Source organism: Sorangium sp. So ce1014 (assembly GCF_051521505.1).
Taxonomy (GTDB): domain Bacteria; phylum Myxococcota_A; class Polyangia; order Polyangiales; family Polyangiaceae; genus Sorangium.
This window is the reverse complement of record NZ_CP150356.1, coordinates 7,129,590-7,155,039: the sequence shown is the minus strand read 5'-3', so window position 1 is coordinate 7,155,039 and position 25,450 is coordinate 7,129,590. Positions and strand designations below refer to the sequence as shown.

The window sequence follows — 25,450 nt, the reverse complement described above, 5'->3', positions numbered from 1 at the left end:
CGCGTCCGGGCTCCGGGCGCCCTTTTCGAGGTCATCCATGGTCATTTCGCGATTCCTGGGCTGCGCGCTCGCGGCGGCGGCGCTGGTGGGCTGCAGCGATCCCGATCCCCTCATCGAGACCCATTACGGTGCTTACGAGGGGAACGCCTATCCGGACCGGCGGCCGGAGATCGTCGTTCCGGAGGGGGGAATGGGTGTGGTCACCGATAGCCGCTCCGACACGCTCTCCCTCATCTCGCTCGCGACGGGAGAGCGGTTCGGCGTCTATCCTGTGGGCCGCGATCCGGTGACGCTCGACGGGCCTCATCATGTCGCCGTGGACGCCCCGGGAAACGCGCTCTATGTCGCGCTGTCGTACCCTGTCCTCGCCGGCACGATCGGCCCCCACGCGACCCATGGATCGAGCGCGGTGGCCGGCTATGTCCAGAAGCTCGCGCTCGACGACATGCGCGTCCTCGGGCAGGTGCGCGTCGAGCCCAACCCGGGCGACGTCGTGATCTCCGAGGATGGCAGCCGCATCGTCGTCTCTCATTACGATCTCAAGCGCGTGCTCGACAATCCGGGGGACATCGAGGCGGCGCGCTCGTCCCTCGCGGTGATCGACGCCGACGCCGTCCTGCCCTCGGGCTCGGCCGCGCCGAGGCTCATCCCCGTCTGCATGGCCGCGCACGGCATCGTCCTCTCGCGCCCGGACGCCGCCCGCGCCTACGTCGCCTGCTATGGCGAGGATGTCCTCGCGATCGTCGACCTGACGGACCCGGACGCCGAGGTGAAGCGCGTCCCCGTCGGACCGAGCCCGCGCATCGCCAACCCCACCTACGGACCCTACGCCGCCGTCATGTCGCCCGATCAGAAGACCATCGCCGTGAGCAACATAGAGACGAGGGACGTGCGCTTCTTCGATGTCGCGTCGGAGACGTTCGACGAATCCCGCAGGATCCCCGTGATGGGCGCGCCCTACTTCGTCGCGTGGACCCCCGACGGGAGCCGCATCTACCTGCCGACGCAGGTGCCCGACGCGATCGCGCTGATCGGCGTGGCCCCGGGCGACGACGACATCGTCTCACGGGAGCTCTCCGGGGAATGCTTCAGGCCGCACCTCGCGGAGCTCGACGAGGAGCACGGGCTCTTCCTCGTCTGCGAGGGGGATCAGACCGAGACCCCCGGCAGGGTGCTCCGGCTCGATCCCGAGACGCTGGAGACGCGCAGCGACGCCGAGGTGGGCCTCTATCCCGACGCGTTCGCGCGCGTCGCCGCGGGGGCGCGATGAAGACGCTCTCCGGCGCACCGGCCGCGCTCGCCTGCGCGGCGCTCCTCTGCGGATGCACGGGCGATCCCGAGACGAAGATCGTCGACGCGACGGCCGTGGAGCACGGCGCGGCGCTCTTCCGGGATCCCTCGATCGCCGAGACGCGCTTCAATCGCTATGCATGCTCGACGTGCCATGAAGCGATCGCCGGCGAGGCGGGGGGCGCCATGCTCCCCGGCGCCCCGCTCGCCGGCGCCCTCGCGCGCCCGCATTACTGGGGCGGGCAGGAGGTCGATCTCCTCGGCGCGATCAACCATTGCCTCTATTTCTTCATGACCAAGGATCTGCCCTGGACCGCGGACGACCCCGCTGCACAGGCCATGTACGCCTACCTGGAGTCGCTGCCCAGCGACGGCGACGCGGCCGAGCCCGTCCCGTTCACGCCGATCTACACGCTGAGCGAGCCGCCGCCCGGCGACCCGGGGCGGGGCGAGCTCATCCACGATCGCGCCTGTGCCTCGTGCCACGGGCGCGCTCGTTCGGGGGAAGGGCGGCTCGTCGAGCGGGCCCCGGCGCTGCCGGACCAGACGCTCGAGGAGCACCCGTTCGGCGAGTACACGGAGCGCGAGCGGCTGATGGTCTTCGTCGAGAAGGTCCGGCACGGCTCCTTCATCGGCTACGGCGGGCAGATGCCGCCGTTCTCCGCCGAGGTCCTCTCCGACGAGGAGCTCGGCGATCTCCTGTCGTTCTACGGGCTGCTCTGACACCCACCGTGAAGCGCGCCGAGAAAGCCGCGAGGATCGTCGAGGTCCTCGACCGGTTGTACCCGCAGCCGGCCATTCCGCTGTTCCACGAGGATCCGTATTCGCTGCTCGTGGCGGTGATGCTCAGCGCGCAGACGACGGACAAGAGGGTCAACGCCGTGATGCCGGCGCTCCTCGCGCGCGCCCGGACGCCCGCGGAGATGGCGGCGGTGCCGGCCGAGGAGATCGCCGGGCTCATCCGGACGATCGGGTTCGCGCCCACGAAGGCGAGGCGCCTGAAGGCGCTGAGCGAGCGGATCGCGATCGAGCACGGCGGCGTCGTCCCCGCCTCGTTCGAGGCCCTGGAGTCCCTGCCCGGGGTCGGTCACAAGACGGCCTCGGTGGTCATGGCGCAGGCCTTCGGCCATCCCGCCTTCCCGGTCGACACCCACATTCACCGGCTCGCGTTCCGCTGGGGGCTGTCGTCCGGAAAGGACGTCGTCGAGACGGAGCGCGACCTCAAGCGCACGTTCCCCCCCGAGCTGTGGAACAAGCTCCACCTGCAGCTCATCTACTTCGGCCGCGAGCACTGCCCGGCGCTGCGCCACGACATGGCCGGCTGCCTCATCTGCAGCTGGGCCGCGCGCCGGCGTTGAGCTGCGGCGGCCGGCGGGCCCTGGGCAGCGGCGGACCCATCGGGCCCGGGAAGGCGACAGGCTACCTGGAGCGCCGGCGGCCGTCAAGCAGGGAGCACTGCTCCGGCGGCGTCATGAGGGCGACCGCGGGAATGCGCGGATCGCCCCGTCGCGGCTCGGGGGCTTCTACTGCCGCTCGGGCGCGGCCTCGTGCCGTTCCCGGTCGCCGCGGGCGTGCGGTTCGAGTAAGGCAGGTCTGTGTCAAAGATGGGATTTGAGATCATCGGGACGGGGCACTACGTGCCCGGCGAACCTGTCACCAACGACGACCTCGCGCGGGTGATCACGACCTCCGACGAGTGGATCTACCAGCGCTCCGGCATCCGCCAGCGGCACTACGCGCCGGACGGCACGGGGGCGAGCGACCTCGGGTGCGAGGCGGCGAAGCGCGCCATCGAGTCCGCGCGAATTTCACCGTCGGAGATCGATTACATCCTCTTTGCCACGATGACGCCGGACTATATCTTTCCCGGCTCCGGGGCGGTGCTCGGCGCGAAGCTGGGCATCCCCGGCGTCCCTGCGCTCGACATCCGGCAGCAGTGCGCTGCGATGCTGTTCGGCCTTCAGACGATCGACGGGCTCATCCAGACGGGGGCCGCCAAGACCATCCTGTTCGTGGGCGCCGAGGCGCACGCCGGCTTCATGCCCTGGGAGGACTGGGGAGCGCTCGACCCGAAGAACGGCCGGTCCGCGACGCCGGAGGCGCGGGCGCGCGCTGACCGCCACCGGAACCTCGCCGTCCTGTTCGGGGACGGATCGGGCGCGCTCGTCCTCCGCGCGACCGATCGGGACGCGGGCCTGCGCGGCAACAAGGTCTGCTCTGACGGGCGCTTCGCCGAGCTCCTCTTCGTGCCCGGCGGCGGCTTCCGCTCGCGGCCTTACTGGAAGGAGACGTCGTTCGAGGACGACGCTCACATCCCCCGCATGGACGGCCGCGAGCTCTTCAAGTTCGCGGTGACCAAGCTCCCGGCGACGGTGCGGGAGCTCTGCGCCTCTCAGGGCGTCGCGATCGAGCAGATCGACGTGTTCCTGGCGCACCAGGCGAACGGACGCATCAACGAGCACATCCGCAAGGATCTCGGCGTGCCCGTCGAGAAGCTGCCGAGCAACATCGACCGATTCGGCAACACGAGCGGCGCCACCGTGCCCATCCTCGTCGACGAGGAGATGCGCGCCGGCAGGCTGAAGAAAGGGCAGCTCGCCATGGTGCTCGCGCTCGGGACCGGCGTCCACTGGGGCTGCGCGCTCTGGAAGCTCTGATCTGAGCCGCTGTACATAAATCGCCGGCCCGACTCCCTGCTGGGCCTGGCACCGTTCTCGCTTCGCCTGCGGGCCGGCGGAGGGGTGCGCCGGTCGGATTCGTCCGAACCGTCGAATTCGTCTGAACCGTCGCATCGTTGGTTGGTCGGTTCGTCGGTTCGTCGGTTCGTTTTGATTCCGCGCGCCTCGGCCGCCTGAGCAGGAAGGAGCGCGGCGGGGGTGCACAGCGCAGAACAGCTGGTGCGGTCGGTGTACGACCGGATCGCCGAGCGGTACGACGACCGGTGGGGGCGCCACATGAGGCAGCCTCAGGACCGGCTCACGGCGGGGCTCGCGCTCGTTCCCGGCGCGCGGTGCGCCGACATCGGGTGCGGCACGGGGATCGAGACCGTGGAGATGCTCAGGCAGGTCGCGCCCGGCGAGGTCGTCGGCGTCGACTGCTCCGAGGAGATGCTCCGGGCCGCCAGGGCCCGGGCCGCGGACGCGGGGCTGCAGCTCTCGACGAGGCGCGCGGAGGGCGAGCTCTTCATCCGGCGCGCGGCGGCGTCGAGCTTCGATGTCGTCACCCTCCGCTTCTGTCTCGCCTACCTGAACTGGCGGTCAGCGTTGCCGTGCCTCGGGCGCATGCTCCGGTCCGGGGGTCGCGCGGGGATCCTCACGAACCTCTCGAGCAGCACGCCGCAGGCGTACGCGGTCTATTGCCGGATGGCCGACGAGCTCAACCTTGGCAGGGTGGAGCTGCCGGTCCCGGAAAGCGCCGGGCAGGTCAGCGAGGTGCTCCAGCGCGGCGGTCTCCGCACCGTGGAGGCGTGGACCCACCGGTTCCGGCTGTGGTTCGGCTCCGGGGCGCAGGTGGCGAGCTGGCTTCAGGAGAGCGGGTTCGTGACCCACGCCGCGCTGCGGGAGTTCCCTCCGGAGGTGCTCCAGCCGCTCTGCGACGAGTTCGCGACCCGGCTGGAGGCGTACCGGGAGCCTGACGGCATCCCGCTCGATTTCGAGCTCGCCGGCATCATCGCCGTGCGGCAGTAGCGCCATCGCGGTGCGGCGGCAGCGCCATCGCGGTGCGGCGGCAGCGTCTGGCGTGCTGTCGCGCTCGGCGTGGAGGGCCGCTGGATTTTCGACCAAGCGCGCTGTGGCGTGTTGCACACGGCGTTGCCTTTGTTACGTTTCGATCACCGCCTGCGGCGAACCCCGCGTCGGCAGCGCGGTCACCGGGCACCGGCACAACCGGCAGGGGAGCCACGTCACCGGCTCAGCTGCATCGGCACCCCTCCGGCCAGCGTCCGTCGAACGAGGCGCGAAGCGGCCGCGAACAAGCGGCGATCAAACGGCCAATGGCAATGGCCAATGGTCAGCGCACGCGGGGGTGCGTTGTCAAAACGCGCGTGAGCGCCTGTGTTCGGATGTCGTCGTGTGTCCCTCTAGCTCACACGGTTCCAGGTTTTTCACTTCACTGGGGCAGTGTTGCCTCAATGACGACAACGCAAACTCTTCGTATTGACTTGGACGCACAATTAATGAATTTTGCATACTGAGGTGGGTGTGATCGGAGAACACGGAGCGTCGATCCTGAGAGACACGCCGACCCAGCTTGGGCTCGGGCGATATCGTCCCATTGCGAAGCTCGGCCGCGGCGGGATGGCGGACGTCTTCCTGGCCATGGCTCACGGGCCGGCCTCCGTGAACAAGCTGGTCGTCGTCAAGCGCCTTCGCAGCTTCGCGGATGAGGAGGACCGCCAGGTCCTCATGTTCATGGACGAGGCCAAGCTCTCGGCGCGCATGAACCACCCCAATGTCGTCCAGACCTACGAGGTCGGCAGCGACCAGGAAGGGTACTTCATCGTGATGGAGTACCTGGACGGCCAGCCGCTGAAGCGCGTCATCAAGGCGGCCGCCGATCGGGCGTCCGGCACCGGCGGGCTCGTCCGCGGCACGTGGATCCGGATCGTCGCCGAGGTGCTGCGCGGCCTCCATTACGCGCACGAGCTCTGCGACTTCGATGGCAAGCCGCTCGGGATCGTGCATCGCGACGTCTCTCCGCACAACATCTTCGTCACGTACGACGGCGCGGTGAAGCTCGTGGACTTCGGCGTGGCCAAGGCCGCCGTCAACTCCTCCAACACCGAGAGCGGGACCTTCAAGGGCAAGCTCACCTATATGGCGCCCGAGCAGGTCACGGCGGGCAAGACGGCGGATCGCCGGGCAGACATCTTCGCCGTGGGCGTCGTGTTCTGGGAGCTCCTCGCCGGGCGGCGGCTGTTCGAGGGCGACCAGATCAGCGTGATGCACCAGCTCCTGCTGGGGAAGATCCCCCGGCTCTCGACCGTCGTCCCGGGGATCCCGATCGCGCTCGACCAGATCGCCGCGAAGGCCCTGGAGCGCGAGCCGTCGAAGCGCTTCGCGACGGCGCAGGAGATGTGCGACGTGCTCGAGAGCTACCTGCAGTGGTCGGGCGAGGACATCCGCGGCGAGTTCCTCGGCGCCTGCATGCGGGGCATTTTCGCGGAGAGCAGGGCCACCATCCGCCAGCAGATCAAGGGACAGATCGAGCGGGTGACGAGCTCGTTGCTCATGAGCGAGGCCCCCGGCCCGGTGACGCTGAGCGGTATCGGCCTCGCGACGGGGCCATCGAGCTCGCGCTCGGGCAGCAAGCTCCCCTATGTCGGCGAGCCCAGCAGCTCCGGCGTCGATCGAGCTTCGGGTCTCGATCGAGCTTCGGGCCTCGATCGAGCTTCGGGCCTCGAGCGGGGCTCGGGTCTCGAGCGGGGCTCGGGCCTCGGGCGGCCGAGGACCCCGGTGAGCGACTCCGTGAGCCTGCGCGCCACCACGACGGTGCCCGCATCGACCTCGAGGCGCAGCTACCTGATCGGAGCGACCGGCCTGGCCGCGCTTGTCGCGGTGGCCGGTGGCGCGCTGCATGTCGCGAGCAAGCGCGCGCCCGTGGCCGAGCCTCCGGTGGCTGCCGCCGCTGCGCGCGCCGCGGAGGTTGGGGGGGCTGTCGAGAAGAAGCCCGACGAAGGCCCCAAGGTGAGCGTGGTGATCGCGAGCGACCCGCCCGACGCCACCGTGAGCTGGAAGGGAACGACGCTCGGCAAGACGCCGCTCAAGACCGAGCTGCCCGTGGGCACGCAGGTCGTGGTCGTGTCCAGGTCCGACTGCTTCGATGAGACGATCATGCTGACGCTCACCGCTGCGGAGGCGGTCGAGCGTTCCGTCAAGCTGCGGCCCACGAACTTCGCTACCGGGCCCAGCCGGCCATCCACGGCCGGAGGCACTCCCTAGCGCGCTGACGGGTGCCGCGCCGCCCTGACGGCAGCTGGAGAAGAGGTCACGGTCATGACCCGTGACGGATGTAGGAGATCACCTTTGTGACGCCATCGGCCTCCAGGGCCTCCTTCACCGCCTCGGTCGCCTCCTTCATGCTCGAGACATTGCCCTGCAGGGTGACCACCCCGTCGCGCACCGTCACGGTCAGCTTCTTCACTCCTTCATGGTCGCTACCAGCGAGCTTGCCGCCCACCGCGTTCCGGAGCGTCTCGTCGGGCGGGCGCTCGCCCGTTCCCTTCGCCTCCTTGGTGGCGACGACTGCACCGTCGCGGCTGAAGCTGACCTTATAATCGTTGTCCTTTGCCGCCTGCGTCCAGACGTCGCGCGTGCTCGCGGCGGTGCTTCCAGCCTGATCTTTGTCCTTGGCGCCACCGGCCTGGCCCTGCGCCTCCCGGCCTTGCTGCGCGCCCTGCGCCTCTCGGCCTTGCTGCGCGCCCTGCGCTTCTCGGCCTTGCTGCGCGCCCTGCGCCTCCCGGCCTTGCTGCGCGCGCTGATCCTTGGGAGCCGCGGGTGGCGCGGCCTGGTCGCGCGCGCCTGAGCCCCGGTCGTCCTTGAGGGCGCCGGTCTGCTCGCCGGCCCGGTTCATCTTGTCGTTGACCTCGCGGCCCACCTCGCGCCCTTGCTCGGCGAGCTGCTCGGCCTTCTCACCCACGCGCTCGGCCTGCTCGCGCGCCTCCTGGCCGAGCTCCTGGCCCTTCTGGGCGAGCTGCTCGGCCTTCTCACTCGCGCGCTCGGCCTGCTCGCGCGCCTCCTGGCCCGGCTTCTGAGTCTGGCCTTCGGGCGGCGCGCTCCTGTCGCCCGTTGTCTGGTCCCCCGGCTCGCGGACCGCTCCCTCCGCTCTCTCGCTCTCGCTCCTGCAGGCCGTGCCGACGAGGGCGAGTGCGAGGACGGTTGGGCCGGAGAACCAACGTATTCTGCTCATCGTGCAGCGATAGCTCATGGTGCATCTCCGACCGCTCACCGAGGCAGGCCTCGTGCCATGAACGCGGTCGCTCCCGGCCGCTCGGGAACAACCGTGCGGCGCGCGTGTCGGGACGACCATGCCGAGACCTTCCCTGGCCACCGCGCAGAGGCGGCACCGGACACCGGACGAGCGCTCCGGCCTGACACCGCGTAGGCTCGAGGTCGTGAGCGCGGCGTCGCCGGAACCCGTCCTGCCAGATGCCCCGCCCGGGCAGCGCTCCGCGCCCGACCTCCTCTCGCACCGGCCGGCGCTCCGGGTCGACGCGCGGGCCGTCAAGGAGTCGCTGACGTTCGCGTTCGCGGGCGGCGCGCCCGGCGGGGCGTTCGACCGGCACATCGATTCCGCGTCGCTGCCCGCGTCGACCTGGGACCCGGCCCGCTTCGCGCAGCACGTCTTCCTGCAGGAGCTCATCGTGGGCTGCCTCCACTTCACGAGCGAGGGGCGCACCTACATCCCGAGCCCGGCGCTGCTCGGCCGCGCGCTCTCCCGGCCGCCGAGCGACCGCGATACCGTCGAGCTCCGGCGCGAGATCTTCCGCGAGCTCACCGGCTCGGAAGCGCAGCGCCGCGACCTCGCGCGCGCCTACGCGACGCTGCGCCGCTGGGTGGGCCAGCTGGAGACGATCTCCATCTCTCGCCGTGAGGGCAGCCGGCGCCGGCTGGACATCCTCGTCGCCGCGAAGGAGGCGTTCGACGCGCTCGCCGACGGCTTCGCGGGCGCCCGCTCCGGTCTCGCGCGGCTCTCCGCGTTCGGCGTGGCCGTGCGCGAGACCGAGGGGTACCGCCGCCTCGCGGACCTGCTCGCGTACGACGAGGAGCTCGCGACGCTGGATGTCCGGATCCGCGTCGGCTCCGACGGCCACGTCCGCGACCTCCGCGCCCTGTCGATCCGCGAGAACAGCGAGAACCGCTTCTACAAGTCGCCGATCGGGCGCGTCTTCACGAAGCTCGTGATGCTCTGGCGGGGATACCGGTTCAGCGACGACGAGCTGCTCACCCGCTACGTCAACAGCGTATTCGAGGGCATCGAGGACGATCTCGTCGCGCTCATCCAGCTGCTCGGAGATCTCGAGTTCTACCTCGCCGGCCTCGCGCTGCGCGAGCGCGCCCGCGCGGCCGGGCTCTCCGTCTGCCTGCCCGAGCTCGCCTGGTCAAGCGGCCCCGAGCTCGCCCGGCCGATCGGCGCGCGCGACGAGGCCCCCGGGCGGGCGCTCAAGGGGCTCTTCAATCCGATCCTGCTCGCGAGCTCGTCGCGCGTCGTCGCGTGCGACATCGCGACCGACCCTCACGACGCGACCGTCATCGTGACCGGGCCGAACTCGGGGGGAAAGACGCGGCTGCTCGAGGCGCTCTCGCTCACCCAGATGCTCGGGCAGGCGGGCTTCTTCGTGCCGGCCGCGGAGGCCCGCCTGTCGCCGTGCCACGGGCTCTTCGTGTCGCTGATCGAGCAGGCGCAGGCCGACCAGAGCGAGGGCCGACTCGGGATGGAGCTCCTGCGCATCCGGTCGCTCTTCGAGGCGATGCAGGTCGGCGACATGGTGGTGCTCGACGAGCTCTGCTCTGGCACGAACCCGTCGGAAGGAGAGGAGATCTTCCAGCTCGTGATCTCGCTCCTCGCGGAGCTCCGCCCTCAGGCCTTCATCACGACCCATTTCCTGGAGCTCGCGGCGCGGCTCGAGCGGGACCGGCCGGTCGAGCGGCTCGTGTTCCTGCAGGTCGAGCTCGACGAGCAGCAGTGGCCGACGTACCAGTTCGTGGACGGGGTCGCCCGGACGTCGCTCGCGCATCGGACCGCGGCGCGGCTCGGGGTCACGCGGGAGGAGCTCGTCGCGCTCGTCGAGCGCAGCAAGCGCGCGCACCGCCGCCGCGGGGTCGAGCCCGCCTGAGCGTGCCCACGGCGCTCGCCGTGGTCGATGAAATCTGGTTGTATGCGCCGCCATGGAATATCGACCACTTGGCAGGACGGGTCTCCGTGTCTCCTCGGTGAGCTTCGGCGCCTGGGCGATCGGGGGCACCTGGGGCGACGTCGACGACACGGAGTCGCTCGGGGCGCTGCACCGGGCCGTCGATCGCGGCGTGAACTTCTTCGACACCGCGGACGTGTACGGCGATGGCCGGAGCGAGCGGCTGCTCGCGCGCCTCCGGCGGGAGCGGCGCGAGGAGATCGTCATCGCGACGAAGGCGGGCCGGCGGCTGAGCCCGCACACCGCGGCCGGCTATACCGCGGAGAACCTCACGGCCTTCATCGACCGCAGCCTGAAGAACCTCGAGACGGACGCGCTCGACCTGGTCCAGCTGCACTGCCCGCCGACGGACGTCTACTATCGGCCCGAGGCGTTCGACGCTCTCGATCGGCTTGTGAAGGCGGGCAAGATCCGTTTCTACGGGGTCAGCGTCGAGCGGGTGGAAGAGGCGCTCAAGGCCATCGAATACCCAGGTGTGCAGTCGGTGCAGATCATCTACAATGTCCTCCGGCAGCGCCCGGCCGACCTCTTCTTCGTCGAGGCGAAGCGCCGGCAGGTCGGGGTCCTGGCGCGGCTGCCGCTCTCATCGGGGCTGCTCACCGGGAAGATGAGCGCCGCGACGAAGTTCGCGGCCGACGATCACCGCAACTTCAACCGTGAGGGCGCCGCGTTCGACAAGGGCGAGACGTTCTCGGGGGTCGACTACAATCTGGGCCTCGAGGTGGTCGACGAGCTCCGCCCGCTCGTGCCTGCCGGCGTGAGCATGGGCGCGTGGACGATGCGCTGGATCCTCATGCAGGACGCGGTCACGTGCGTGATCCCGGGCGCGAAGCGCCCTGATCAGGTGGACCAGAACGCGAGCGCGGCGGACCTGCCCGCCCTGCCGCAGGAGACCATGGCGAAGATCCGCGAGATCTACGATCGCCGGCTGCGGCCTGCCGTTCACCAGCTCTGGTAGCCGCTCGACGAGAACGCGCCGCGGCTGGCTAAAGCCGCGGCGCGTCGGCGAGGGCATCGCCGTCACCCGACCGAGGCTGGATAGCCGCTGTCACGCGACCCACGCCGCGCTGCCAACCTGGCTCCGGCGCTGCCGCGTCGCTGCCGCGCCGCCGTCTTGCATTGAATCGCCGCCTTTTAGATTTATCACGCTCGTGCTAGACTGTTAGATCTAAGTTGGGCGGGATTACAATCAAGGGGAATTAAGGAAGCCGCTGCGCGGGGGGGCGAATGCGCCCAACGCCCTGCGCGCACGCGTGCGGGCGCCGAGCGCGCCGGCTGCGCCGCGCCGAGTTCGCGGCGCAGCCGGACGACCGCGGTACCAGGGCTCCAAGGGGCGGTCGCCAGCCCCGCACAGCCGCGCACATCGTCGTCATTTCGAGCGCAAATTATTTCATTGTTGCATTCTCATAGAATGCTCTCCCGGGTAACAACTCAGCTTGCCGCTGCGAGGCTGCATTCGACATGGCAGCCGTTGTCCGGCGCACCCGATGCCCATCGCGCCGGAGCTTGTACATCATAACGATGCCCTTTCCCATCCCTACGATCGGTCAGCGAAACATCATGCCCGATATTCAAGGAGATGCCCCATGAGAAGAGTCGCCTACCTGTGCACGGTCTGTTTGATCTCTTCCTGCTCGCCCTCTCAGGATGACACCGAGCTTGACTCGGCCACCGACGCTCCGGCCATCGCGAGCAGTCAGGAGCGCGTCGAGAGCGCGCCGCGATCGTTCACGCTCTTCGAGAGCGGACAGGTTCGCCCGCTGGCGCTCTCGCCCGACAGATCGCGGCTCTTCGCGGTCAACACGCCTGACAATCGCCTCGAGATCTTCGACGTCGGTCCGCATGGCCTCACGCATCGCGCGTCGGTGTCCGTCGGCCTCGAGCCGGTGGCCGTCGCCGCGCGCAATAACCATGAGGTCTGGGTGGTCAATCACCTCTCGGACAGCGTCAGCGTCGTGAACGTCAAGAACCCGCCGAGGAGCCGCGTCGTCCGCACCCTGCTCGTCGGCGACGAGCCCCGCGACATCGTCTTCGCCGGCCCGGGCCGGCGCCGCGCCTTCATCACGACGGCGCACCGCGGCCAGAACAGCCCGAACGATCCGCAGCTCACGACCCCCGGCGTGGGCCGCGCTGACGTCTGGGTCTTCGACGCCGGCAACCTCGGCAGCGCGCTCGGCGGCGATCCCCTGAGCATCGTCGCGCTCTTCGGCGACACGCCTCGCGCGCTGGAGGCGACGCCCGACGGCAAGCGGGTGTACGCCGCGGCATTCCACTCGGGGAACCGCACAACGAGCATCCACGAGAACCACGTCCCCGACGGCGGTGAAGCCGCCGGCGGCATCCCCGGGCCCGCCACGAACTTCGAGGGCGTCCCGCGCCCCGAGAGCGGCCTCATCGCCAAGTTCGACGGGATCCACTGGGTCGATGAGCTCGGCCGGGTGTGGGACGACAAGGTGAAGTTCTCCCTGCCCGACAAGGACGTCTTCGTCATCGATGCGATGGCCAACCCTCCCGCGAAGGTCGCCGGCCCGGCCGGCTACTTCCAGGGCGTCGGCACCATCCTCTACAACATGGCCGTCAACCCGGTGAACGGGAAGATCTACGTCACAAACACCGAGGCGTTGAACGAGAAGCGCTTCGAGGGCCCCGGCATCTTCGGCGGACAGACCGTGCGGGGACACCTGCACGAGAGCCGGATCACCGTCCTCAGCGGCGCCGGCGTCGCGCCGCGCCACCTGAACAAGCACATCGATTACAGCGCGTGCTGCGCTCCGCTCCCGAACGCCGAGAACGCGAAGAGCCTCGCCACGCCGCTCGGGATGGCGATCACAAAGAACGGCGCCAAGCTGTATGTCTCGGCCTTCGGATCGAGCAAGATCGGTGTCTTCAGCACCGCCCAGCTCGAGAGCGATACGTTCGTGCCGAGCGCGGCGAACCAGATCCCCGTGAGCGGCGGCGGTCCGACGGGCCTGGTCCTGGACGAGCCACGCAAGAAGCTCTACGTGCTCACCCGGTTCGACAACTCCATCTCGGTGATCAACACGACGACGAACACCGAGGTGGCGCACGTCCCGATGTATAGCCCCGAGCCGGAGAGCATCGTCCGCGGCCGCCGCTTCCTCTACGACGCCGCCTTCAGCTCGAGCCACGGCGACTCGTCGTGCGGGAGCTGCCACGTCTTCGGCGATTTCGACAGCCTCGCGTGGAACCTCGGCAACCCGGACGACGTCGTGAGGACCGATGAAGGGCTGTTCGTGCTCAGGCCGTCGGACTTCGGGTTCAACGACGATTTCCACTCCATGAAGGGCCCGATGACGACGCAGAGCCTCCGCGGGCTCGCCAACCACGGCCCGATGCACTGGCGGGGCGACCGCACCGGCGGCGATGACGGGCCCAGCGTCCAGCCGGACAGCGGTATCTTCGACGAGGTCACCGCGTTCAAGGAGTTCGACGTGGCCTTCACGGGCCTCCTCGGGCGGAGCGAGCCCATCCCCGACGAGGACATGCAGGCGTTCACCGACTTCGCCCTGCAGATCACCTATCCGCCGAACCCGATCCGCGCCCTGGACAACTCCCTCACGCCGGAGCAGGACATCGGCCGGGACTTCTTCGAGAACTCGCCCTCGGAGCCCGGAGAGTTCCCCTGCTCCCGCTGCCACGTCCTCGACCCCACGGCCAACGCCGAGTTCGGCGTCGCCATCCCGGGCTTCTTCGGGACGGACGGCCGGCGGAACTTCGACGCAGCGACAGAGGGGTTCAAGATCCCCCACCTCCGCAATCTCTACCAGAAGGTCGGCATGTTCGGCTTCGCGCCTCACCCGAACTTCAACGCCATCGATCACGAGCACATGGGCGATCAGGTCCGCGGCTTCGGGTTCGTGCATGACGGAGGCACGGACACGATGTTCCGCTTCCACACGAACCTCGGCTTCAGCCAGGCGAGCCCGTTCGGGTTCGCCTCGGGCGCCTTCCCGGACGGCCCCCCCGGCAACCCCCTGCGCCGGGCCGTGGAGGCCTACCTGCTCGTCTTCGCCAGCAACATGGCGCCGATCGTGGGCCAGCAGGTGACGCTCACGAGCAGCAACGCGGCGGCGGTCGGGCCGCGCATCGACCTCCTGATCGCGCGGGCGGACATCGGCGAGTGCGATCTGGTGGCCAAGGCGCGCGTCCTCCACGCCGACCTCGGCTTCCTCTACCGTAATGGCAAGTTCATCAGCAATCGCGTGGCCCTCCCGCCGATCGCCGATGCGCTGCTCCGGCAGCTCTCGCTCGCCGCAGACAGGGAGCTGACGTACACCTGTGTACCGCCCGGTTCAGGGGTGCGCATCGGCCTCGACCGCGATGAGGATGGCTTCCGGGACGGCGATGAGGAGGACCATCACACCGACCCGGCCGACCCGAGCGACCACCCGTGATCTGACTTCCCCGCTCATCTGCGCCGCCCGAGGCCCCCGATCGCGCGCGCGATCCCGCTCTGCAGCGTGCCGCGGGTCTCCACGCGGCTCAGATCCACGCCGAGCTCCACGAGCAGCCGCGCCACCTCCGGCCGCATCCCCGTGATGACCGCCTCCGCGCCGAGCAGGCGAAGCGCCGACGTGGCGCGGATCAGCGTCTCGGCGACCTGAACGTCGATCTGCTTCAGCCCCGTGACGTCGATGATCACGACGCGCGCCTGGTGGCGCTCGACGCCTTGCAAGATCGTGTGCAGCATCCGCTCGGCGCGCCGCCTGTCCACCGTGCCGATCAGGGGCAGCACCATGAGCTGTTTCGTGATCGGGATGAGGGGCGTGGACAGCTCCTCCAGCAGATCGCTCTGCATGCGGATGACCTCTCCCTGCAAGGCAGCGCGCGAACGCTCGGCCTTCTCCCGCTCCGCCAGCTCGTGCTGCAAGCGCCCATTGGCGACGTGGAGCTGCTCCGTCTGATGCTGCAGGTGCTGATTGGCGGCGCGCAGCTCCTCCGTGCGCTCGGCGACCTCCTTCTCCAGACCTCGGTTCGCCTCCTGGAGCTGCGCGCTCACCTCCTGAACGTGGGCATAGAGCAGCGAGTTTTCCACGGCGATCGCCGCCTGAGCGCAGAGCATCTGCAAGAGCTCGATCCGGCCTTCGGTGAAGGCGGCCTGGGCGACGTTGTTCTCCAGGTAGAGGACGCCCCGCAGCCGCCCCTGGTGCGTCAGCGGGATGCACAAGAGGGACCTCGGCTGGGCGGAGATGACGTAGGGGTCGCCGGCGAACCGGAGGTCGTACCGGGCGTCGCTCAGCACCACCGGATCGAGCGTGCGGGCGACGAGCTGGACCACGGATTGCGCCAGATCCGCGCGCGACTCGAGCGGGGTGTTGAGCCCCACCTGCACGGTGTCCGGGCCGACCTGCAGGAACGCCTCCACCCGCAGATCGGCGCCTTGATTCAGGATCAAGAAGCCGCGCTCGGCTCCGGCGTTCGCCAGCACGATGCGCATGACCCGATGAACCACCCTGCTCAGCACGATCTCGCTGGCGATGGCCTGCGCCGCGCGGAGGGCGGCGGTGACGTCGAGCAGCTGGGCGCCGGTCGTCCCGTTCGTCGTGCTCTCCGCCGTCACGGCCGACGCGCTCAGCGGCAGCATCACCGGGGCCGGGACCATGGAGGGGTACCGCTCCCTGAGCTGGGCGACCTTCACAATGGCGCCCCAGCGCGCGTAGCCGCCGAGCGCCTCGGACACGTAGACGTGAGCGACCCTGGTCTGCCCGCGCGCCATGAAGAACCCGGCACAGAGCTCGTTGGCCAGCGCCTCGTGATGGGGAAAGCCATGCTGGCGCGAGAGCTGGATGGCCTGCTCATAGGCGTCGATCGCCTCGGAGGGGCGGCCCTCGATCCGGGCGACCTCCGCGGCGACGAGCTTCTGCTGGTGCCGCGCGTTCGCCGGACAGGCGTCCGCGAAGATCGCGAGTCGCTCTTGCTGGCGGGCCAGCGCCTCGCGCAAGCGCGGCTGCTCCTCCGCGGGCGCCGTGGGATAGACCGCCGCGAGGATGAGCCCCGCGTAGAACGGGAGCTCCGTCGGCCAGTGCTGCCCGAACGCGCCTGTGCGCAACTGCTCTGCGGCCTCGATCATGGCGAACGCCCCAGCGGCGTCCCCATGGAGGAGCGATAGCTGCATCTTGGTGAGGAGATGGTAGAACCGGAGGTGGTTCATCCCGAGGCTGGCGAGGCGCGCGACCCAGGCCTCCTCCTCCACGACGCCGTCGCTGAGCGACGTGGGCGACGCCGTGCGGCCCTCCAGGCAGGCGACGACCTGCTGCAGGAGCGTGAGCATCTCGCTGGCCAGCACGACCTGCGTGCGCCGCGTGACCACGAAGCCGCGCTGGATCTCGTCGCGAACCCTGTCGAGCGGCTCGCCCACGCGGAGCGTCGCGGCGGCGAGCTCCCCGGTCGCCGCGGAGCCGTGGACGAGATCCCCGCACTCGAGGCCGAGCTGCTTGGCGCGCTCGAAATAGGTGAGCGCCGCGCGCAAGGGCTCCCCGTAGGGCATCAGGTACCCGAGCACATAGAAGACCCTGTGAGAGGCGCTCGTCGCGCCGAACCTCTCGGTGAGATCGAGGGCGAGCTTGCCGAAACGGACGCTGTCAGCGTAGCGGGCCAGGCTGCCAGAGAGAAAGAACCCGAACGTGACGAAGATGTCCGCAGACGAGCGACAGTTCCCCTGCAATAGCGAGAGATGAACCGCCTTGAGCACGACGTACGAGTACAGGCCCGGCTCGACGAAATAGGCCGGCACCTTGAGCTCGGCGAGCAGCTGAAGGCAGGTTTGGAGATCCGGGTCGGACACCGTGGGCGCGTCGAGGAGCGACTCGATCGTTCGGCCGGCGAGGAGCTCATCGATCGTCGCGAGCAGCCCGTCGCAGGCCGCCTGGGTCTCCTCGCTCGTCCCCGGCGCGTCGATGCCGAAGAGCGCGAGGCCCTGGCGCCCCGCGGCGAGCGCCTCGGCGAACCGCGCCTGGGCGAGGTAGAGCGTGACCCGCAACCCGAAGATCCCTCCGCGCTGCCCGCTGTGGCGCACGTGGGCGAGCAGCCCGTCCAGGTGCGCCTCGGCCTCGTCGAGGCGGCCCGCCATGTACTCGCACTCGGCGCGCTCGCGGTGCAGCGCGAACGTGAGATCGTAGAGCTCTTCCCAGCTCCCCTCGTCGAGCGCCGTGATCCCCGCGGCGTAGAGGCCGGCCGCTGACGCGAACGCCGTCGCCGCCTTCGCCATGCGGCCGGCCGCGAGGTTCTGCCGCGCGAGATCGGCGCGCTCCTCCCTGTCGCGCATCCGCGCGGCGCCGAGGTTGAGGTGCCGGACCAGCTCGAAGGCGAGCTCGGCCCGCGGCTCGTCCGGGAGCGTCCTGCGCAAGCACCTCCCGATGCGGAGGTGGACCTCTTCCCGCTCCTCCGCCGGGATGAGGGAGTACGCCGCCTGTTGCACGCGATCGTGCAGGAACCGGTAGGACGCGTCCAGCTTGGCCAGCGCGCCCGGATCGAGGTCGTCCGGATCGCTCACCACAGGAAGCAGCCGGTAGTCTCCGCCGATCGGCAAGAGCAGCCCGTCCCGCAGGGACGGCCAGAGCGCCACCGCCGTCTGGGCATGCGGCAGCTCCGCGATCGTCGCCAGCGTCGTCAGGTCGACCTGGTGGCCGATACACGCGGCGAGCGAGAGCACGCGCCGCGTGCTCGGCTCCAGCGCCTGTATCCGCGTGGCCATGAAATCGACGACGTTGTCGGTCACCGGCGCCGCCGCGATCGCCGCCTCGTCCCAGACCCAGCGCCCCGCGGCCCGGTCGAGCCGCACGAGCTTCGCGCCGTGGAGCCCGAGCAAGAACTGGGAGAGAAAGAACGGATTGCCCTCGGTCTTCGCGATCGCCTGAGCGGCGAGCCATTCCACGCGCTCGATCTCGCTCTCCTTGAACGTCTCCGCGAGGAGCAGCCGCACGCTCGGCAGATCGAGCGGGCCGAGCCTGATCTCGGACGGCTCGAGCCCCTGCTTGCGCAGCTCCTCCAGCGCGGCGCGCAGCGGGTGGGCCCCGTCCACCTCGCTGTCCCGATAGGCCCCCACGACGAGCAGGTGCCCACGCCCGGGCCCCGAGAGCAGCTGGCGCAAGAGCCAGAGCGACGCCGCGTCGGCCCACTGCAGATCGTCGAAGAAGAGCACGAGGGGGTGCGACGGCGAGCAGAACACCCGGACGAAGCTCTGCATCAAGAGGCTCAGGCGGCTCTGGGACTCCGAGGGCCCGAGGGCGACGGCCACGGGCTGCGGGCCGACGATCAGCTCGAGCTCGGGGATCAGGTCGACGAGCAGCTGCCCGTTCGCGCCCAGCGCCTCGACAAGCGCGGACCTCCACGCCGCGAGCTTGACGGACGACTCCCCGAGCAGGTGCGAGATGAGCGCCCGAATGGCCTGCGTGAACGCGGCGAAAGGGACCTCGCGGTGGAGCTGATCGAACTTGCCGGCGACGAAGCTCCCGTGGCGCCGGGCGACGTGCTTGTGCAGCTCGTGGACCAGCGCCGACTTGCCGATCCCGCCCGCTCCCGTCACGAGCGCGAGCTCCGCCGCCCCCTCGCTCACGCGATCGAACGCCGAGACAAGGGCCCCGATCTCCGCCGCTCGCCCGTAGAGCTTCTGCGGGATCTGGAGCCTTTCGCTGACGTCCCGCCGCCCCAGCTCGAACGGCGCGATCCTCCCCTTCTGCTGCCATTCGGAGAGGCACCGCTCGAGATCCGCTGCCAGCCCCTCCGCCCGCTGGTACCGGTCCTCCGCCGCCTTGGCGAGCAGCTTCATCGCGAGCGTCGATACCACCTCGGGGATCGTCGGATCGCGCTCGTGCGGCGCGAGCGGCGTCCTCGCGATGTGGCTGTGGACCACCTCCATGGGATCGGTGCAGTCGAACGGGAGGACCCCGGTGAGCATCTCGTAGAAGGTGACACCGAGCGAATAGAAGTCTGTCCGGTAGTCGACGACTCGATTCATCCGCCCCGTCTGCTCGGGCGAGATATAGGCGAGGGTGCCTTCGAGCGTGTCGGGGCGCAGGGCCGTCTGCGCCTCCTGCGAGAGGCGCGTGGCGATGCTGAAGTCGATCAGGTGGACGCTCTGCAACCTGTCGTCCACGACGATGTTCGCAGGCTTGATGTCCTTGTGGATCACGCCGTGCGCGTGGACGCCGTCGAGGATCGTCGCCAGCGCGCGAGCGACGTGGAGCGCCTGCGCGAGGTCGAGCCCGCGGCCGCGCAGGTGCTCGCTCAGCGGCGTCTCGCCGACGTCCTCGAGGACAAGCCCGGCGCTCTGTTCGTGGACCTCGAGCGCGTGCGCCTTGATGACCCCCGGCCAGTCGAGCTCTCGCAGGATGCTGAACTCGTGTCGCAGCTTGGCCAGGTCGCGCGGGTTCGCGTGCTCGTCCTTGAGGAACTTGATGACGACGGGGAGGCCATCCTCGTCGCGAATGCCACGGTACAGCACCCGTCCGGCGCTGTCGTACAGCTTGTCCCGCAGCGTGTAGTGCGGCAGCTCGACCAATGCCCCTCCTTGGGTTCAAAGCATGGGAGCTCACCGAGTTGAGTATGTCAAGAGTCTTACCCACCATGAGGCATGGTGCAGTTGCCCCGCCGCGCGTGCGCCCTTGTGATTGGGGTCGCCCGGGGAGCAAGGATAGCGCGGTGCATCACCCACGCGCGAAGGGACGCGAGACGACCGGCGGCTTGGTCGCCGGTCTTCTACAGCCCGGTTACGGACCGGTCCTCGATCTCTGGACAGCGATCGCGCTGTAAGACCTTCGCGCTCAGCCGGGTGAGCTCACAGGAGGCGCGGCAAGAGCCACCCGGCGATCGAGATGAGGGCGGCCGTCCCGAAGAGCGGCCCGAACCCCCGGATCTCGAAATCGTCGATGAGCTTGTCCGTCGCGTAGAGCAGCACCGAGTTCACGACGAGGCCGAAGAAGAGATAGGCCAGGCCGAGCGTGAGGATGGCGGCGGGCAGGAGCGCCACGGCGACGAGGAAGCTCACGAGCCAGCCGAGCAGGAGGTTGAGGAGCGCGAAGACGCCGGCGACGACCAGCGCCGTCTGGATCTTGCGGATGCGGACGCCCGGCATGAGCTTGGCGCCGACGATGACCGCGAGGCCCGCGGCGAGCGCCTGGACGATGAACTGCTTGAACATGACCACCTCCCTGGGCCGGCGCCGCTCCTGGCGGGCCGGGTTTGGACGTTCTTGGTGACCCAGGCGCGCGCCGGGCGCAACCTTGCCGGGCCGGAAGGCCGAGCGCCGCGGCCAGCGCGGGGCGCCCCGGGCCGCGGCGCCTCGCGAGCGAAGCCGGCGCGCCGCCTCCGCTCAGCGATCGTTCAGCGATCGTTTCCGCTCATGGCTTCGGCTTGTCGCCGCCGAGCAGCTCGCCGATGGCGGGGGCGCCGCCCGGGCCGAGGGCCTGCGTGCTCTCGATGAGGTGGATGAGGAACTGGCGGTTGTCCGTCACCGAGAGGTTCTGGAGCTCGAGCGCGCCGATGCGATCCTCGGGGGTGAAATAGGCCTCCTCGACCTTCTCCATCGAGAGCTTGTCCGGCGCGTAGGCCATGTAATCGGCGCGCGTGTTGAGGAGGCTGTAGTCGTCGCCGCGGCGCAGCTCGAGCGTCACCTCGCCGGTCACGCCGGGCGCGATCCAGCGCGAGAGCGCGTCCTTCAGCATCATGGCCTCGGGGTCGTACCACTTGCCCTCGTAGAGCAGGCGCCCGAGGCGCCGGCCCTGGGTGAAGTACACGTCGAGGGTGTTCTCGTTGTGAATGGCGGACAGGAGCCGCTCGTAGACGGCGTGGAGGAGGGCCATGCCCGGCGCCTCGTAGATGCCGCGGCTCTTCGCGTCGATCACCCGGTTCTCGATCTGATCGCTCATGCCGAGCCCGTGGCGCCCGCCGATCCGGTTGCACTCGACGAACAGCTCGAACAGGGAGCCGAAGCGCTTGCCGTTGATGGCCGTCGGGACGCCGCGCTCGAACCCGAGGGTGATCGTCTCGGCCTCGATGGCGACCTCCGGCCGGAACGAGGCGACCCCCATGATCGGCTGGACGATCTTGATGCCGGTGTTCAGGTGCTCGAGATCCTTCGCCTCGTGCGTCGCGCCGAGCACGTTGGCGTCGGTGCTGTAGGCCTTCTCCGTCCCCATGCGGTAGGGCAGCCCGTGGCGCTCGAGGTACTCGCTCATCTCCTTGCGCCCGCCGAGCTCGCCCACGAACTTCGGGTCGAGCCAGGGCTTGTAGATCCTGAGCGAGGGGTCGACGAAGATGCCATAGCGATAGAACCGCTGGATGTCGTTGCCCTTGTGCGTGCTGCCGTCGCCGAAGACGTGGACGTCGTCGTCGCGCATCGCGCGCACGATCGCGGTCGTGGTCACCGCGCGGCCGAGCGGCGTGGTGTTGAAGTACTTCTTGCCGCCCGTCGAGAGGTGGAAGGCGCCGCACTGGATGGCGAGGATGCCCTCGCGGACGAGCGCGTCGCGGCAGTCCACGAGCCTGGCGGAGACGGCGCCGTGCTGCAGGGCGATCGGCGGGATGTCGCCGGGGGAGTCCTCGTCCGGCTGCGCCAGATCGGCCGTGTACGCGTGCACCTTGAGCCCGTTGCGCGCGAGCCACGCCACCGCACAGCGCGTGTCGAGCCCGCCCGAGAACGCGATGCCGAGCTGGGTGCCGGCCGGGGGAAGTGAACGGAAGATCCTACTCATGGCGGCGCAGCATAGCCGCAACGCCCGCGGCCGCGCGAGCGGAGATCGTGGGGCGGCGCGGCGCCGGACGGCGCCGGCGGCAGCCGAGCGCGCTCCCCAGGGACAGCTCGGGCGCGCGGCCTCCGCCCGGCGGCGCGGCCCCCTGGCGGCGGCGCCGGAGGCGCGCTCGTGCTCCTCTGCTCCTCTGCTCCTCTGCTCCTCTGCACGACTGCACGAGGCGCGCTCGGCGGACTAGGATGGAGAACACCATGTCACGTGAGCGCTTCTCTCCGATCCCGACTCCGACTCCGACTCCGATGACGAGCAGGCCCGTGTCGAGGCTGTCGTACGCCGAGATCGCCCGGCTCGAGGAGCGCCGGCTGGCGCTCGGCACCGCCTCCGTGGTCGCCTGCGCCGAGCCCATCGCGGGCGGGTCGATGGCCTTCGATGGAGACGGCTCCTGGGGCAACTTCGCCGCGGGGCTCGGGCTCGATGGGCCCGTCTCCGTCGAGGAGCTCGATCGCCTCGTGGCGTTCTACGCGACGCGGGGCACGGAGCCGCAGATCCACGTCTGTCCCTTCGCGCACGAGTCGCTGGTGCGCGGCCTCGCCGCTCGGGGGTTCGTGCTGCGCGAGTTCGAGAACGTGCTGGCGCGCGAGATCGCGCCGGACGAGGACCTCCGCGCGCTTGTGCCGTACCGCGGCCCCGAGGGGCTCGAGATCGTGCGCGTCGATCCGGGCGACGAGGCGCAGGTCCGGGTGTTCATCGAGGTGTCGACGAGCGGCTTCCTGGCCGAGGGCGAGCCGCTCGCGCCCGCGCTCTTCGAAATCACCCGCCGGGTGGTCGCGCAACCCGGTTGCGACGCGTACCTCGCGCTCGTGAACGGCGAGCCCGCCGGCGGCGGCAGCGTGGAGATCGCCGGCGACGGCGCCGCGCTCTTCGGCGCCTCGGTGCTCCCCCGGTTCCGCGAGCGCGGCATCCAGCAGGCGCTCATCGTCCGCCGCCTGGAGCGGGTGCGCGAGCGGGGTCGCCACCTGGTGTGCATCAGCGCCAGTCCCGGTATCCCCACGGAGCGCAACGCCATGCGGCTCGGGTTCTTCATGGCGTACAGCAAGGGTGTTTTTGTGCGGCGTAGCGAGAGCCCGCACATGCCGGCCTGAGCGTTCCCGGGCGCGGCGCATTTGCAGGTGTGCAGCACTGCGCTTGCAGAAGCGAAACGACCGCCCTGGACATCCATGCGAAGTGCGCGACTACGACGGAATCACGCCTGGCACGTCTGATGCTCTTATGCAGCCCAGCGTCGCTGGCGTGGCCTCTCCCCCCCCGAGGCCCCGGCGGCGCTTTTTCATTTTGTGATTTGAACCGGTTCAGGCGCTCTCAGCGCCGCTCCCGGCGCAGATCCGCGACAGCGTTCCACACGAGCCGCAGCCCCACGTTGTCGTGCTGGGAGAGGATCGACTCGGGGTGGAACTGCACAGCCGCCATCGGCAGCTCCGTGTGCTCGATCGCCATGACGACCCCGTCCTCGGTCTCGGCCGTGACCTTCAGCGAAGAGGGGAGCGCGTCGCGCAGCGCATAGAGCGAGTGGTAGCGCCCCGCGTGGAACTCGCGCGGTAGCCCCTCGAAGAGGCGCCCGCCCAGCACGCGCACCTTCGAGGCCTTGCCGTGCATCGGGTAGTCGAGCACGCCGAGCTTGCCCCCGAAGTGCTCGACCATCCCCTGAAGGCCCAGGCAGACGCCGAAGACGGGCAGCCGCCGCTCGATCAGCGCCGAGAGCGTCCCCGAGAGATCGAAATCGCTCGGCGTCCCGGGGCCGGGCGAGAGCACCACGAGATCGGGAGCGTAGGCGTCGATCTCCTTGTGCGGGAAGCCGGCGCGGAGCGTCATCACCTCGGCGCCCGTCTGCCGGAGGTAGTTGGCCAGCGTGTGCACGAACGAGTCCTGGTGATCCACGAGCAGCACCTTGAGGCCGCCCCCCGGCACCGGGTGGATGGCCGCCGGCGCCGTCGTGGGGACCCCGCGCGGCCTCCGGATCGCGTCGATGAGCGCCGACGCCTTCACGTGGGTCTCGCGCTCCTCCTCGTCGGGATCGGAGTCGTAGAGCAGCGTCGCGCCCACCCGGACCTGCGCCACGCCGTCCTTGAGGCGGATCGTGCGCAGCGTGAGCCCCGTGTTCATGCTGCCGTCGAAGCCGATGATCCCGACCGCGGCCCCGTACCACGCGCGCGGCGAGCGCTCGTGATCCTCGATGAACTGCATGGCCCAGGCCTTCGGCGCCCCCGTGACCGTGACCGCCCAGGTGTGCGCGAGGAACGCGTCGAGCGCGTCGAACCCCTCGCGCAGCCGCCCCTCGATGTGATCGACCGTGTGGATCAGCCGCGAGTACATCTCGATCTGCCGGCGCCCGATCACGCGGACGCTCCCCGGCACGCAGATGCGGGACTTGTCGTTGCGATCGACGTCCGTGCACATCGTGAGCTCCGACTCGTCCTTGGCGGAGGCGAGCAGGCGCGCGATCTGGGCCGCGTCGGCGATCGGGTCGCTGCCGCGCGGGATCGTGCCCGAGATGGGGCACGTCTCGACGCGGTTGCCCTCGACGCGCACGTACATCTCCGGCGAGGCGCCGATCAGGTACTCGGACTCGCCGAGGTTCATCAGGAAGCCGTAGGGCGCCGGGTTGCGCTCGCGCAGGCGGTGGAACAGCTCGGTGGGCGCGACCTGGCACGGCTCGTGGAGCGTCTGGCCCGGGACGACCTCGAAGAGATCGCCCCGCTTGAACGACTCCCGCGCGACCCGGACGAGCTCGGCGTACTCGCCCGGCGCGTACTCGTTCGGCGGCGCGCGATCGGCGCCGACGTAGGCGCGCGCCGCGCCCTCGCGCGGCAGCCCGTCGGTCGAGCGATCGCCGATCTTGAGCTCGTAGCGCGTGCGCGTCGCCCGCTCGCGGCGATGGTCGACGGCGACGATCTCGTCGGGGAGGTAGAGCACGAGATCCCGCTGATCCGCCGGGCGCTCGAGGCGGAGCCGGATGGGCTCGAACTGGAAGGCGAGATCGTACGCGAACGCGCCGTAGAGCCCGAAGAGCGAGTCGCCCGGGACCCCGAAGAGCTCGATCATCCGCCGCAGCACCGAGAAGATGGACGGCTGCCGGCTGCGCAGCTCCTCCGGCACCTGCTCGCCCGGCGGACGGACCGCGCCGACCACCTCGTCCGCGCGGCGCTCGATGGCCGCGACCGCGTCGAAATTCCGGAGGGCCTCGTCGATGGCCGGCAGGATCACCCGCCCGCGCTCGTTCAGCGCGGTGAACCGGAAGTCGCGGCCCCGGGAGACGAGCACGAGCGGGGGATTGATGAAGCCGATGTCCCAGCGCGTGTACCGGCCGGGCACCTCGTAGCTCGACGCCAGGACCACGCCGAGGTGGCTGTCGAGCGCCTCGACGATGGGCTGGATCGCGCCGTCGACGACGAGGTCCTCGACCTCTCGACGCACCGTGACCCCCCTCTGCGTGATGTTGCTGTCTCGTTTCAAGGCCACGTCTCCTTCTGCGCGGCGAGTATAC

The 25,450-nt window shown here is 69.8% G+C and carries 15 protein-coding genes; 10 read left to right on the top strand and 5 right to left on the bottom strand.

Going from position 1 to position 25,450, the window contains the following annotated elements:
- The first annotated feature begins 37 nt into the window (after window positions 1-37).
- The 6 genes from WME75_RS26955 (at window position 38) to WME75_RS26930 (ending at window position 7,229) form a co-directional block, all read left to right on the top strand.
- Window positions 38-1,270 carry a YncE family protein gene (locus WME75_RS26955; RefSeq protein ID WP_437476682.1) on the top strand — a complete coding sequence of 411 codons (1,233 nt, stop codon included), beginning with the start codon at window positions 38-40 and terminating at the stop codon, window positions 1,268-1,270.
- Window positions 1,267-2,013 (top strand): c-type cytochrome, encoded by a 747-nt coding sequence (locus tag WME75_RS26950; protein ID WP_437476679.1) that lies wholly within the window; start codon window positions 1,267-1,269, stop codon window positions 2,011-2,013. The genes WME75_RS26955 and WME75_RS26950 overlap by 4 nt, the downstream gene beginning before the upstream one ends.
- 8 nt (window positions 2,014-2,021) lie before the next feature.
- On the top strand, window positions 2,022-2,648 hold the full coding sequence (locus WME75_RS26945) for an endonuclease III domain-containing protein (RefSeq protein ID WP_437476676.1): 627 nt from the start codon (window positions 2,022-2,024) through the stop codon (window positions 2,646-2,648).
- 246 nt (window positions 2,649-2,894) lie between these two features.
- Window positions 2,895-3,947, top strand: coding sequence for a 3-oxoacyl-ACP synthase III family protein (locus WME75_RS26940; protein WP_437476673.1), 1,053 nt, complete (start codon window positions 2,895-2,897; stop codon window positions 3,945-3,947).
- Between the two features lie 219 nt (window positions 3,948-4,166).
- Entirely contained in the window at window positions 4,167-4,976 is an 810-nt protein-coding gene (locus WME75_RS26935) for a class I SAM-dependent methyltransferase (protein WP_437476670.1), read from the top strand.
- A 513-nt stretch (window positions 4,977-5,489) separates the two neighbouring features.
- A complete protein-coding gene (locus tag WME75_RS26930) occupies window positions 5,490-7,229 on the top strand; it encodes a protein kinase domain-containing protein (RefSeq protein WP_437476667.1) in 1,740 nt (579 codons plus the stop codon).
- 52 nt (window positions 7,230-7,281) lie between these two features.
- Here WME75_RS26930 and WME75_RS26925 read toward each other — a convergent pair whose 3' ends face one another.
- Window positions 7,282-8,214, bottom strand: a complete 933-nt coding sequence (locus WME75_RS26925) for a BON domain-containing protein (protein WP_437476664.1) — start codon at window positions 8,212-8,214, stop codon at window positions 7,282-7,284.
- A 187-nt stretch (window positions 8,215-8,401) separates the two neighbouring features.
- On the opposite strand from WME75_RS26925, the gene WME75_RS26920 reads away from it, so the two are divergent.
- From WME75_RS26920 to WME75_RS26910, 3 genes are all read left to right on the top strand, one after another.
- A complete protein-coding gene (locus WME75_RS26920; RefSeq protein WP_437476661.1) occupies window positions 8,402-10,123 on the top strand; it encodes a MutS-related protein in 1,722 nt (573 codons plus the stop codon).
- A gap of 52 nt (window positions 10,124-10,175) precedes the next feature.
- Window positions 10,176-11,159: an aldo/keto reductase gene (locus WME75_RS26915; protein ID WP_437476658.1), complete on the top strand. Its 984-nt coding sequence runs from the start codon at window positions 10,176-10,178 to the stop codon at window positions 11,157-11,159.
- Between the two features lie 628 nt (window positions 11,160-11,787).
- Entirely contained in the window at window positions 11,788-14,616 is a 2,829-nt protein-coding gene (locus WME75_RS26910) for a beta-propeller fold lactonase family protein (RefSeq protein ID WP_437476656.1), read from the top strand.
- Window positions 14,617-14,630: 14 nt separating this feature from the next.
- Here WME75_RS26910 and WME75_RS26905 read toward each other — a convergent pair whose 3' ends face one another.
- From WME75_RS26905 to argG, 3 genes are all read right to left on the bottom strand, one after another.
- Window positions 14,631-19,721, bottom strand: a complete 5,091-nt coding sequence (locus tag WME75_RS26905) for an AAA family ATPase (protein ID WP_437476653.1) — start codon at window positions 19,719-19,721, stop codon at window positions 14,631-14,633.
- A 276-nt stretch (window positions 19,722-19,997) separates the two neighbouring features.
- The gene (locus WME75_RS26900; RefSeq protein ID WP_437476650.1) at window positions 19,998-20,360 is read right to left on the bottom strand and encodes a phage holin family protein; all 363 of its coding nucleotides are present in this window, start codon (window positions 20,358-20,360) and stop codon (window positions 19,998-20,000) included.
- A 199-nt stretch (window positions 20,361-20,559) separates the two neighbouring features.
- Window positions 20,560-21,912: an argininosuccinate synthase gene (argG, locus tag WME75_RS26895; protein ID WP_437476648.1), complete on the bottom strand. Its 1,353-nt coding sequence runs from the start codon at window positions 21,910-21,912 to the stop codon at window positions 20,560-20,562.
- A 296-nt stretch (window positions 21,913-22,208) separates the two neighbouring features.
- On the opposite strand from argG, the gene WME75_RS26890 reads away from it, so the two are divergent.
- Window positions 22,209-23,051 carry a GNAT family N-acetyltransferase gene (locus WME75_RS26890; RefSeq protein WP_437476645.1) on the top strand — a complete coding sequence of 281 codons (843 nt, stop codon included), beginning with the start codon at window positions 22,209-22,211 and terminating at the stop codon, window positions 23,049-23,051.
- Between the two features lie 217 nt (window positions 23,052-23,268).
- On the opposite strand, the gene WME75_RS26885 is transcribed toward WME75_RS26890, so the two are convergent.
- Entirely contained in the window at window positions 23,269-25,425 is a 2,157-nt protein-coding gene (locus WME75_RS26885; RefSeq protein ID WP_437476643.1) for an anthranilate synthase component I, read from the bottom strand.
- Window positions 25,426-25,450: the final 25 nt, after the last annotated feature.

What these genes read in the sequence shown, in the direction of transcription:
- WME75_RS26950 (WP_437476679.1), top strand. Translation starts at nt 1,267, where the DNA reads ATGAAGACGCTCTCCGGCGCACCGGCCGCGCTCGCCTGCGCGGCGCTC.
- WME75_RS26915 (WP_437476658.1), top strand. Translation starts at nt 10,176, where the DNA reads ATGGAATATCGACCACTTGGCAGGACGGGTCTCCGTGTCTCCTCGGTG.
- WME75_RS26925 (WP_437476664.1), bottom strand. Translation starts at nt 8,214, where the DNA reads ATGAGCTATCGCTGCACGATGAGCAGAATACGTTGGTTCTCCGGCCCA.
- WME75_RS26955 (WP_437476682.1), top strand. Translation starts at nt 38, where the DNA reads ATGGTCATTTCGCGATTCCTGGGCTGCGCGCTCGCGGCGGCGGCGCTG.
- WME75_RS26940 (WP_437476673.1), top strand. Translation starts at nt 2,895, where the DNA reads ATGGGATTTGAGATCATCGGGACGGGGCACTACGTGCCCGGCGAACCT.
- argG (WP_437476648.1), bottom strand. Translation starts at nt 21,912, where the DNA reads ATGAGTAGGATCTTCCGTTCACTTCCCCCGGCCGGCACCCAGCTCGGC.
- WME75_RS26890 (WP_437476645.1), top strand. Translation starts at nt 22,209, where the DNA reads ATGACGAGCAGGCCCGTGTCGAGGCTGTCGTACGCCGAGATCGCCCGG.
- WME75_RS26900 (WP_437476650.1), bottom strand. Translation starts at nt 20,360, where the DNA reads ATGTTCAAGCAGTTCATCGTCCAGGCGCTCGCCGCGGGCCTCGCGGTC.
- WME75_RS26910 (WP_437476656.1), top strand. Translation starts at nt 11,788, where the DNA reads ATGAGAAGAGTCGCCTACCTGTGCACGGTCTGTTTGATCTCTTCCTGC.